Consider the following 12,806-nt stretch of genomic DNA (forward strand, 5'->3'; position numbering starts at 1 on the left):
ATAATGCATTCGTACATGATTACTATCATCAGGTAGTTTATATTGAAACGGAGAGAAGTTCACTTGAAGAACAACACATGTAGAAAATACTTAACCATCGTTCTCATTATTGCGGTCATCACAGGGCTTTTTGGGAACATTGTGCCTGCGGTTGCATATGCAGAAGAGCAAGGAGAACAAACCGAACAAAACGTTTCCACAGGGCAAGGTCCTTCTCCACTGGATTCCCTTCCTCTGATTGCAGAGCAGTTTGACAGGACCGAAGACTTTATTCAGGGCTACCTTGATCAGGGATACATGCTAAATGAAGTGATTACCGCTCTGTATAAAGCCAGAGAGGAACAGATCGGATTCGACGAAGCCTTACAAGCCATTCGCCCACAGGAAATAAACGAATCCGCTACAGTCACCAGTGATGTCTATACCGATCCCGCTTTAATCGCCGAAACGCCGATCACCGGCGTGGAAGCCGACCAATCCGGAATTATGCAGCGGTATGAAACGTTTGTGGTAGAGGAGGAACTGGCCTCCCCACCGGAAACAGAGCTACAGAAAGATGAAGAGTCGGAAGAAGAGGAAGACAAGAAAACTGAGGATGAGCAAAACGATCAGACCGATCCAAGTGACAAATCAGAAGACTCATCGCCTGAGGGAGAAACGGAGTCCACAGAAACATTACCACCAGTAGAAACGACGAACAATGATGAGAATGCAGCTCAAACTAATCAGGATGTAGGTCAAGAAACGCCTTCAAGCGAAAATACTATTATCCTTGGAGAGATGCCTGCTGCTGAGCCCAAAGCAACGTCATCGACACAGGGAAACGAAGTTAGTCCAGCTTCAACGTCTAAGGAATCGAAGACTATTTCAGAAAAAATAACCAGAACAAAGCCTGAAAAAGGACTAGCTAAAGAGAATAAGGATGTTTCTGTTACAAATGAAAAACAATCCGGGGTATCGTCTACACGGAAGCAGAAAACGAAATCTGATGTGAAACCGCTGGCAGGACAAACATCTACCAGTATTCCAGACCCAGGAAAACATATTGCGGAAAAAGCACCTGTCTATAGTAAAAGATCATTTAACGAGGCCCCTTATACAGTGGGAGAAAACGGAGAAACCATCTCGACATTAAGTGGCGGTCTTATATTGGAGCATGTCGATGCGTCCTTACCTGGCCGTGCAGGTATGTCGTTTGCACTGGAAAGGCAGTATAACTCTACCTTAGCCCAATTTTATGATCCGGTTGTAGGAACGAATACATATGACTATCCGGTTTATAATTATTTTCTCACGTACCAGACAGTCAAGAAAAAAATTATTACAAAATATCATGTCAAATATAAATTAAACAAGTGGGTTCAGGAAGACTATAATGGCGATGGATTAAAAGATAATGACACAATCGTAGTGGAGACTCCGACTGTACTACAAGGTACATATAGTACTGGGACAGAGGCTCGGAATGCGGCGAATACACAAATTGTATTTTGGAATCCAGCTGAAAGTCGCATAGAGCAGCAAACCCGTAGCGGCAGCATGAGCAGCCTTCCTACAAGTTTAAACTATAGTCAGGGTGGATACAGCGGGACTTTGAACAAGTCAGGTAGTGCCCAGGTCATTTCTGGACAATATCAGCCTGCCCGTACGATAAACGCTCCAACGCAGACGTGTACCAATTCCATTCCTGGAAAATATGATGCCAAAGGTAACTGGACGCAGACCGGTACGGGTAGCCCATGTCCAGAGACGAAAACAGCGACCGTGGAAGGAAAGACGATCACACTCACTCGTTCCTCGGTTACACCTACCAAAACCTGTCCTTCTCCAAACAATTCGGTTACTGCTAATTCAATTTGTACTAAATCGTGGGAAGCTCGCTATGACGGGTCAGTATCGGTTCCAGCTTCAGACACCCGCATCTATTCCCAAACCTATTCCGGTAATGTTGTTAAGGCTGGTCAATATTCTTCAGAAAAATATGATCCTTGGATTGCAGGCAAGGCACCATACCAGTATCGCTATGTCTATACAGTACGAGAGCAGCCATGGGTAGAGCAGGAAATAACAGAAGGCCCGGCTGAAACAATCACTTTATATACCGATGGTACACCAGACTGGTCTGCAGTGAATGATCTGAAAAACAATGTGAATAGTAGCCCTGGATTAGATATCTCTTCTTCTATGATGGATAGTGGTTACAATTATTATCTGGCATCAAATCCGTCTGCGGAGATAAGAGCGTACCAAGTAGGTAGTAACACCGATGTCACATACTATAACAAAACTGTACCTGCCGCTGCGGATAAACGAGCACCACTTGGCAAAGGATGGTCTTGGAAACTGCCTTATATTGAAACCGAAAATAGCAAATCGTATGTTGTCATGACAGATGGCGGCCGCTACGAAATTGCAGGCAATACGCTTAAAGGCTATGACTGGGAAGGCATCACCGTTCGCCCAGACACTTCAGTCAAGGTAGGAAGCGATGTATCTGCGCAAGTAATTGTTTCGGCAGATGGACTGAGTAAGCAGTACTTTAGTTCAGATGGACGGTTACTTAAGTTGTCGGACTCTCGAAATAATGACATTCAATTCTTCTACGAATTCAATACAATATATCAAGGCAAGCTACTAACTAGTGTGAAAGATGCATTGGGCAATACAATCCAAATTGCTTACATGCCATCTGCAGTGACAATCACCCAAGGTGATCGCACGGTTACTTACAACAAACAAATAAAAAATGGCGTGGAATTGCTCGATTCTGTTATTGATCCACTTGGACGCAAGACGACATATGCATACAAACTGGCCGATGCCAAATTCAATCTACTCGGTTTTAGTCCGGAACGGGCCGTAGCTAACCCTTATGCATTATTAACCGGGGTGCAACATACAACTGGAGCCAAAACAGTATATGAATACGAAAATAGCCCGGTGCGTCGTTATATTGGAGCGGACTCTTTAAATGAAGCGTACCGTGTATTGACTCGCAAAGACCAAATCGTGTATGAGAATGGAAAAGTTGAAGACTACAATCGACAAACTCTAAGTTATACGTCTGATATAGGAGCAAGTTATGGGCAAAATGCTACATTTAGCTCGATTATCAGTAGCGGATTGACTGAAAGTCAGTCAACATATCGTAAAGTGTTTGTGAATAATGACACACCAATCACGTTTTATAGAGATCGAACTGTTGTAAGCGCCGAAGGGCGTGTAGAGACATCGACGTATACGTATGGCAAAACCGTAAAAAACAGAGCCTACCCGGTCGCTTTACCTACAGTAACTATGATTAAGGATAATAAGAGCAATGATTCCTTGACCACTACCGTACAATATGACGACTACGGCAACGTGACGTCTATGACGGATGCGACTGGTAGAACAGTAACCAGTACATATGACGGTACACGTCAATGGCTGACTGGTGTTACTGAAATGGTGGATCGGAGCAATAAAAAAGTCACAACGCTCACTCGTAATGAGCAAGGCGATATTACTAGCATTGTCAGTAGGCAGGGGAGCAATAGTGGCGAGCCGTTGCACCAATCGAACTATACCTATGATACCTATGGAAACGTTCTGACCCAACGCATTTCAAATGATACACAGGATCAAGTGACTACCGTGGAATATGATAGTAGATACCAGCAAGCATATCCAACCAAAACAAGTATTGCTGTGACAGACATCGACGGGAAGCTAAGCAACGTGTCTACGGGAGCTCAGTACAGCCCAGCAACCGGAGAATTACTCAGTTCAACGGATGCGGAAGGCCGAACGACTCGGTACCAGCAGGATGCCCTTGGTCGAACCATTGAAGTGGTTCAAACGGATGGAAGTGTATTGCGCGCCATTTACGATGATATCGGAAATAAAATTACTGTTACCGATGAAAATGGGCATCAGCGCGTGACCCAATGGAATGCACTTGGGCAGCAAATCGAATCAGGATATAATTCCGGAGGCAACTACGTCGTATCTAGCCGTACAGGCTATGACCCTTATGGACGTACCATTTGGTCTGAAGATGCGTTAGGAAATCGGACTCGTGTGCAGTATGATAGTTGGAACCGAATTATTTCCACAACCGGAGCCGATGGTGTTGCTATCAACGCGCAATATAATGATACAGAACGAAGCGTAACCACTACCGATGCGGAAGGATACTCTCGTACACAAACCTCAGATATGTGGGGGAACCTCTTGCAGGTGCAGGAGAAAACACAACAAGAGAATTCATTACGTACTTTAGAGAAAAACACCTATGATATCATTAGCGGTAACTTGATGGAGCAAACGGATGGTAACGGGAATACGAAGCGCTATACGTATGATGTACTCTCTAGGCTTACCAAAGTGACCAGCCCCAATGAGGAGCAAACGACATACACTTATGATCGTTTAGGTAATCTGGTTCAAACAACGGATGCGGCAGGCCAGGTCAAAAAACATCGCTATGATGAAATGGGACGCCGGATTCAATCAACGGACAAGTTAGGACAGTCTACCCAGAGCCGCTATAATCCAGACAGCAGTCTTAGCCAATTTGTAGATCGTAATGGTAACATCTTTACGTACGCCTATGATGCTCGTGGCAATCTGATGAGCAAGAGTAGCTCGGAAGAAACAATTCGTTATACCGTTGATGCAGTAGGCAAACGTACAAGCATGCTGGATCAGACGGGAACAACAACATACCAGTACGATCCAGCAACGGAGCAACTGACCCAAATAAGCTATCCTGATGGTTTGTCAACGGCCTTTACGTATGATTTGAACGGAAATCGGACGTCCATGACGAATCCGTTTGGGATAACAGTCTTCTATGGTTATGATGCCATGAACCGCCTAACATCTGTAGGCACAACTCCAGACCGTTTAGATGCGCAGTACAGCTACTACTTGAATGGATTAAGCAAAGAAGTGACATTACAGAATGGTGTGCGCAATGCAAAACAATATAATGGTCTTGATTTGATCGAGATGTCACAGAAAAAAGATGAAGTGACACTGCAAAACTATGGCTATGGCTATAGCTATGATAATAATAAAAACATTGTGGCACTCAATCAGGCTGGTTCTAAGGATACGTTTACGTACGACAATTTGGATCGGATTTTGACCTCAAGCGTGAATAACGAAGGATATCAGTACGACAAACAAGGTAACCGCTTGACTCTCGCTTCCGAAGCTGAATCTAACATCTCAGATGCTTCATATACGTATGATTTAAGGAATCGCTTGACGAACGTACGAAAAGGCGACAATCAAGTCGGTTACACGTATAACGGAGATAATCTACTGGTCGAACGATTGGAAAAAGGCTTAGCTGCACGTTATTACTACGATGATAGTGCACAAATTATTGCTGAAGCTGAGGTACACAACGGTACACCAGTGCTAAAAGCCAGCTACATCCGGGGAGCGAAACTTGATGCAATCCAGTATGCAGATGGTAGTAAAGCTTATGTGCAAGTGAACGGACATGGGGATGTTATTGAACTTCGTGATTCAAACGGAGAGGTTCTCAATCAATATGTGTACGATATTTGGGGAAATATTTTATCCAAAGAAGAGAAAGTGCACAATCCGTTCCGCTATTCGGGTGAGCTGTGGGACGACACGACTGAATTACAATATTTGAGAGCACGTTGGTATAACCCTGGAGAAGGTCGGTTCCTGAATGAGGATACGTATAATGGAGAACTCGATGATCCGCTGACTCAAAATTTGTATACGTATGTGCTCAACAATCCATTACGCTATGTAGACCCCACCGGGAATAAACAATGCGAAGGAGCAACCACGTGTGAAGGCGATCCGGTAGAAACGAAGTTAAGAAATATGATTTACAACAAACTTCAATCCGGTTCGTACAATAATGTGGATCAATTTGCTTACGATATTGGTACGTTAATGATTCATATTGATCAAAAAAAGGCTGGATTAACATTTAATGCGGATACGAGAGATCTATATCGTAAAATGGCTAAATTGGCGGTGTATGGAGCCGAAAAAGAGGCTCGAACATACGGGCAAGTCGATATGGCCAATCTTGCAGCACTATTTTTTGTGGGATCGTTCAAAGGATCAGCCTCCAATGTACTTAGCGGGAAATTCAATTCTTGTAATTGTTTTATAGCGGGAACCAAGGTATTAACATCTGAAGGAGAGAAGAATATCGAAGACATTGAAGTCGGAGATAAAGTTCTCGCTAAGCCTGAATACGATTCAAATGGAGAATTAGCTTATAAGGAAGTCACTGCTTTATATCGTAACCAACGTGATGATATTATTAAGTTACATGTTGGAGAGCAGCTCATTGAAACAACGAATAATCATCCGTTTTGGGTTGAAGGCAAAGGCTGGGTCTTCGCAGATGAACTTCAGGTTGGCGATAAACTCAAAAAGGCTGATGGAAGTAATCTTACGATTGACTACGTGGAGACTGTTAAGCTCGATAAGCCAGTAACGGTTTATAATTTTACGGTTGCGGACTTCCATACGTATTATGTAACTGATTTAGGGATTTGGGTGCATAATACTAATTGTTTCAGTGGTTCAGGGGCTGACTTGGCAAAGTTAGCCAATAATTCTAAGAGTAATGATGGGCTTTCAGGCACTGCTTCTTTAGGTACAGTTAATGATGGTGCGAAAAGCTTTGTAGGCTCTAATTATACTACGTTGAACAAAAACGGATATACATGGTATTATAGCCAGAATGGTACAAAACGAGTGAGAGTTATGAATAAACAAGGAAAAGATGGTATACTTGAAGCCAATTTTGAGACTTTTAATGAAGGTTTTAAATGGAATAAAGTAGGGAATAGACTAACAAATTATCATGTTCAAATAAAATAAATAAAATAAAAGAGGTGACTGACGTGATAAAACCGGTTTTGAAAGATCTCATCATTACTGGAAATCCCAAAATTCATGGGAAGTTACAATTTACAGAAACTGAGGACATCGGAGACGACTTTTATTTGTCAGGTACAGCTTGTATCGGAACTGAGAATTCTAAAGGTGAGGACAATTTTGATTTTACAATCATAACCCCCAAAGCGCTCGAAAGAGAACTTGGAGAAGGCTCAGATATCATATTGGGTGCAGGGTATTTTATTGTAAACAGGCTGGATTTTGAGTTGATTACCAAAGAAATTAATCAAATTCTTCTGAAACATCAAGGGGAGACATGGGAGGATATAGCTAAAAATCTCGCTCCTTATTTCAGCTGGGAATATGCTGATTCCGTACGTTTAAATGGTGAGGAAGAGCTACTTGAGATGATCAAAAGACATTCAAATGAGAGCGAAGATTAGACTTCAAACGCTTGCCTGTTCGGATTGAAGTAGAGTTGACAGCTCATGACGGAATGTAAAGGAAGACGAATTAACTGCTAAGGTACTAATTTAAGATTCCTAAAGATATAACTTCTATATAACTTCTCTTATTAGTTGACTCTAACAACCTTGAGGGCTTTTGCCTTTCAAGGTTGTTTTTTTACTGCCTACACTTGAAAAAAGACACTTATTATACTGTTATATAGAGAAAGTAATGTAATATTGATTGAGTAAAACTTAAATATCATGTATTATAAAGGCATTATTACTGCTATTACTTCATTTTTGTTCCTATTCGGGCGTGTACTTCAATTCTAAGAAGATGCCTTTTGTATGAACAATGGACATGAAATGCTTTACCTCATGGAACAATGAAGATCGACGTGTACCACTCTTCGAGTGAGATGACGTTTTTGCTTTTGAACAGTGTCTTTAAGATTTTTTTTGAAAAATCTAATGAACACTTTTAACAGTGAAAAAGATCTTAATTGTTACTACAAATTCAGAAAATACTAATATCATTGTTTATCTAAAGCGAAATTCCTTTACGGAGTTTCGCTTTTTTTGCGTTCAATGATAAAAGGGGGCCAGAGAATAGAATTCATGTTTGATGAATCAGTTTGATAAATGCTGCGGGTACGAAAAGGTACCGGGCAGAAGGAATTTGATTATTATGACTGAACACATTAATACCAAGGCATTATCCTTGGTTGAAATCGAAGCGGCTTACCAAGAGAGACTAGACTATGTGGGGGACTACATGGAGATTGGGGTTGCTCGGATAGTAGAATCGATTAATAAACGATTAGGGACGAACTGGGTACCGGATGAAAGAAAATCAGCTGAGATGGGGAACCTCCTATCTTATTTGGGGTGTGTATGATCCATTGATTAAAAGATCCTATCTCTCTCTTGATTTTAATTATGAGGAACTTCCAATGGATTCCGGAAGGGGGTTTTACTACAACCTAGTACTTAACCCTTCAGCATCTTCATGTATTGATCTAGGTTTTCCTATGGAATATCTCGTGATAGATGAAGGACAAGTCCAGATTGATGTAATAACAAGTGCTGATGATGAGAATATTGAACCCTTTATCAGTTTTACCAAGCCTGTTTCTAAAAAGTTTCTTTTTGGTGAAGATGCCGCTTATGCCGTGAAAACACGAGATGAAAAAATCCGGAAGATAGAAACAATACCTTGTGATCAGAAATCATATGATGCTGTAAAAAATGTGTTTACATGTTTACCTTCGTATGAAATTGTAGAGCAGGCTCTCCTAGGAAGTAGTGTATTACTACTAGATTGGTATGAAGAAGTAAAGCACCTCGAGGAATCCCCCTTCATGACTCAATATCAAGCGTACCCCACTATGACAATCAAAGGAAGCGGTGAGATAAGATTTATTCTTCCCTTTACTTCTAGGGTTGTACATCTACAGAGATTAAATGAACATTCTACTATGGATGTGATCTTTCCTGGAGTTGGAAGCACCAAAGAATCAATGTTAATCATTGAAGCACTCCGTACATCTGAATGCAGCGGTCGAGTCGTGGAATTCGGAGGTTCTGTTCTCACAATTAGGGAATACATGCCGCTTAAAAGCAGTGAATCAGTGCTGTATGACGTGGAGTTGTACAATGGGTTTGGTGAGAGGGTAGATTTGGAAAATCCCTTGAACATCGTTACAGAGGCGTTTCCCAACAGTAAAATATTGAGTAGACGATTTGAAAATGATCGAGATCTCAATACATATGTTGAGGGGAGTATGAAAGAGTTAATCAGTATCTGTGACTTTAGTGAAGCTATAACGATCGCAAAAATCTACAAATCTTCAGATCACGGTTTTCGTTTACTATTAGGTTTTGCCTGGGCTAAAACACCAACACACAAAGGATGGGAACCAGACTCGAAGTTCAACCTGGCTATCTCAGCAAATTCAGGATTAGAAAATGTATTCGATGTAAGTACATTCAATATCACTCTTTTGAATAATTAATAAATGACCACAAAAACCACCTTTCAAATTCATTAGGTGGTTTTTGTGTTTTTCTATTCAAGTAATAAAGAGCAGAGAGATGTCCATCTTTGTGCATTCAAGGTTTATAGAAAATGAAGCGATGGTCGATAAAAAAATATAACACTAATGGAGGATAATATGAATTACAATCAACTGATTTTGAATGATTTAATTATTGGACTAGTATGGTCTGTTATTGTGTGTGCATTTGTTCTGCGCGGAAAAGGTGAGAAAACGATAAGAAGACTCAAAAATATTGAAAAGAGTATCATATTGTCATTTGTTATAGTTGTATTAGCAAGTGGGGGAGTTGGGTTTATAAGTTCGACCTTGGTGATACCCCACATTCTTTTTGTATTAATAAGCATCTTAATTCCAATGTCTATTCTGTATACTATTACAGTTTCACGGGTGAAAACACTATCCAGAGGCCATCTACACGATTATAAAAAAGGATTCAAGCAGCATCTTTGGTCAGAGAAATCCTATAATTATCTTCAGTCCATTGAATGGGACAATACTGTATTTAAGAACGTACAAAGCAAGGATGTAATTCATTTAAGCCGTGATCCAGAGAATCCATCAATTATAATGAGTGTAAGTGCAAACAGAGCTCAACATGAACTTAAATTGTTTGAGATTACAAAAGATCATTACAGTGTTCGATTTATTTGTTCGGACCTGCAGAATGCAAAGGTTGAAGCGAAGCTAGTTGATGATAAGCGCTTTAGTTATTTAGACGGTAATCGTGACGCATTTAACCTTTCTGAGACATTGTGTGAGTTACAGCTGGAGAAAGTAAATGTCCTGTTAGACAAAAAAGGGGCCCTATGGCATAATGCCTCTCAGGTAAAAGTAGACGAATTCTTTCAAATAGCATATAAACATCTGAATAGTGATGGAGTTTTAATTATAGATGGGAGTGTACAAAGTAGCCTTAAACAAATGGTGAGCTATGTCTATTATCATTTATTTGATAGAATTATATTTCCTACCGAGAGATCTACAATATCGAAAATTAAAAAATACATTGGGCCAGGTAGTTTTGCTGGAGATCACTTTGAAAAATATGAGGTGGGGAGTGGAATGTACCGCGTCATTGTATTCAAAAAGAAAGAATTAAGAGGAGCATAACGTTGAATAAACTTTTTAAGAATTACACCCTGCTAGCGAGAATCTTAATCTTGACTTCAATCAATATTTTATTATTTGGTATCCTGATCATGTTTCTTGGTTACCTCATTCAGAAACACACACTCATAGAGCAGCTGCACAGTCAATTGGTTATCAATAGCCAGGAGTGGGCTTCCAAAATAAATCCTGCTGACGTTGAGCAGGCTCGGAAAGAAGAGAGCTTTGATGATCCGACTCAAACTAAATTACGTCTCTTCTTAGATCAAGTAGGTTATAACAACTCCAACATAGCCCAAGCCTACATATTTGGCGTAGAGCTTGAGAATGGCAGAGATACATCCATTGTAGCTATGCCTACAAACCTGACGAAATCTTTTAATGAGATGGGCATGTCTGTAGGTTCGATGTACGAGCAGCCGATAGAAGTAGCCAACGGAATCAGTAGCATGCTTGATTCGGGAAAGGTGACATTTACAAGCTTCTATGATGATATCTTTGGTACGTGGACCACAATTTTATATCCGTTAAAAGATAATCATGGTGACACCTTTGCTTACTTCGCGATTGACACTAATGCCAGCAGTATTCCAATCTCACTGGGGAAATATATATCAACTGCGCTTTATGTATTGATCGCATTTATTATCATATTCATTAGTACGCAATACTTTACTATGAAAAATATTCTAAAAAACAACTCGATTTAAATATATACTCACATAAAGGGGAATTATAAATGTACACTCAAGAACTATTTGGAATCCGACTGTTTGATTACGAAGAAGTTCAAACGTGGGATGAAGGAACACATTACATTAATACCACTTTCCATCTGGAGGAATTGCAGAAGTACAATGGATTCCCAATTGAAGTCGATCAAGAATGGAATATCAAAATTTGGTCCGTTGATGGTAAACAGGTTAACGTCTTCTGTATTATTGATATAGAAGAATTTAAATCAACTCTATTAAAGCGTATAAATTAACTGTTTTCTTATAGAATTCTTTTTACAATAATCCACTTATTCTTACCGAATAGGTGGTTTTTTCATTTTACTAAAAACTGCAGCAATAAATCTTGACCTTTAACGTGTATTCATATATTACTTTAAATGTAAATCACGAAGAACATTTTGTTTTTTTTGACATCCTTTTCATTTCCCCGAATTGGATGTCTTTTATTTTGTTGATTTCTATGGGTAAAGGAGAAAAATTAAATTTGAATACTAACTCAATAACTCCAAAAGAGGTGATTTCCCTATTAGGAGAACTGCAGTCTGTTGTTTTACGACTTCAGCAAACTACAGCAGCTGCACCAATTCTTGTCCAAGAGGCACTAAGGATCTCTGAAATTGAAGTTGAACTGCCAGGGGATCTGATCATGAACTGGACAGAGAAGTCTATTGTGAACTTAGCATCGATTAAAAATAGTAGTGTCGCTACAGCTAGTACTGAAGGGAGAGAGTTTGATTGATGCCGACAGGATCGTTATTGGGATACTGCATAATTGGGGTTGGCATAATCTTTTGTGTCATTCAGTTCAATGTAAATCGAAGATTAAACTTTGATATATCCAGACTACTTATTCAAAAGTCAGTTGCTGAAGAAATAGCATGGCAAGAAGCTATCTTAACATCGTATCCTCCCTTTCCTGAGGGGGAGATTGGTTGGAGAATCAATAACAAAACTATGTATCTGCTTGGGGACAAATTAAACCAGGCACTTCGAGCTAATTCATATGAGGAAAGAATCAAACAAAATATTCTCATTAGTCATCCGGAAATCAATCTCAATGAACTGAGTTGGCTGTTTATAGAGTTCAAAAGATTCCTTATCCTTCATGAGTTGTTGAGGGTAGCACCAGTGTATTCAAAAAGAATTGATCTAGTATGGAAAGAGGCTATCAAGTTAACTGATGATTATAATCGTTTTTGTTGCCATTTCGCGGGCCGCACAATACATAGAGGCAATAACGCCTTTAGAGTCAACGACTCTGCTGCCAGAGTGATCTATGAGAATGTATATTCCTACCTCTTTGTTTGTCGTACTGAAAATAGGTTACTTTTAGGGGAATTTATAAATCCAATCCATACACTGCCGGCTAAATTTAAAAAGGACTTAAAATCTAGCGGTAATTACTGGATACGTGAAAAGTATTTCAACAAAGCACAATGTAGAGAAGTGAGTTTTATCATCAATCATATAATTGTTTACTTCAAAATTATGCTGAATCCTTCCATACCAACAATAAATGATAAAATGTTGAGCGATATATACATTATGTGACTTAATCCAAG

At 39.9% G+C, this 12,806-nt stretch carries 8 protein-coding genes; all 8 read left to right on the plus strand.

The genetic code is table 11. The annotated features are described in order from the left end of the window. Nucleotides 1-63 precede the first annotated feature (63 nt). Complete coding sequence (locus tag HP548_RS12465) at nt 64-6,873, plus strand: polymorphic toxin-type HINT domain-containing protein (RefSeq protein WP_175381817.1); 6,810 nt, start codon at nt 64-66, stop codon at nt 6,871-6,873. Between the two features lie 23 nt (nt 6,874-6,896). Then, a complete protein-coding gene (locus HP548_RS12470; protein WP_175381818.1) occupies nt 6,897-7,334 on the plus strand; it encodes an Imm8 family immunity protein in 438 nt (145 codons plus the stop codon). An 848-nt stretch (nt 7,335-8,182) separates the two neighbouring features. Further along, a complete protein-coding gene (locus HP548_RS12475; protein WP_175381819.1) occupies nt 8,183-9,355 on the plus strand; it encodes a hypothetical protein in 1,173 nt (390 codons plus the stop codon). Between the two features lie 159 nt (nt 9,356-9,514). Continuing rightward, nucleotides 9,515-10,510: a hypothetical protein gene (locus HP548_RS12480; RefSeq protein WP_175381820.1), complete on the plus strand. Its 996-nt coding sequence runs from the start codon at nt 9,515-9,517 to the stop codon at nt 10,508-10,510. Between the two features lie 2 nt (nt 10,511-10,512). Next, a complete protein-coding gene (locus HP548_RS12485; RefSeq protein WP_175381821.1) occupies nt 10,513-11,217 on the plus strand; it encodes a hypothetical protein in 705 nt (234 codons plus the stop codon). Between the two features lie 29 nt (nt 11,218-11,246). Next, entirely contained in the window at nt 11,247-11,495 is a 249-nt protein-coding gene (locus tag HP548_RS12490; RefSeq protein ID WP_175381822.1) for a hypothetical protein, read from the plus strand. A gap of 185 nt (nt 11,496-11,680) precedes the next feature. Beyond that, nucleotides 11,681-11,983, plus strand: coding sequence for a hypothetical protein (locus HP548_RS12495; protein WP_175381823.1), 303 nt, complete (start codon nt 11,681-11,683; stop codon nt 11,981-11,983). Beyond that, nucleotides 11,980-12,795, plus strand: a complete 816-nt coding sequence (locus HP548_RS12500) for a hypothetical protein (RefSeq protein ID WP_175381824.1) — start codon at nt 11,980-11,982, stop codon at nt 12,793-12,795. The genes HP548_RS12495 and HP548_RS12500 overlap by 4 nt, the downstream gene beginning before the upstream one ends. Nucleotides 12,796-12,806: the final 11 nt, after the last annotated feature.

Source organism: Paenibacillus taichungensis (genome assembly GCF_013359905.1).
GTDB lineage: Bacteria > Bacillota > Bacilli > Paenibacillales > Paenibacillaceae > Paenibacillus > Paenibacillus taichungensis.

Excerpts from the sequence above, each read along its gene's own strand:
- HP548_RS12480 (WP_175381820.1), top strand. The coding sequence starts at position 9,515 with ATGAATTACAATCAACTGATTTTGAATGATTTAATTATTGGACTAGTA.
- HP548_RS12475 (WP_175381819.1), top strand. The coding sequence starts at position 8,183 with ATGAAAGAAAATCAGCTGAGATGGGGAACCTCCTATCTTATTTGGGGT.
- HP548_RS12490 (WP_175381822.1), top strand. The coding sequence starts at position 11,247 with ATGTACACTCAAGAACTATTTGGAATCCGACTGTTTGATTACGAAGAA.
- HP548_RS12495 (WP_175381823.1), top strand. The coding sequence starts at position 11,681 with ATGTCTTTTATTTTGTTGATTTCTATGGGTAAAGGAGAAAAATTAAAT.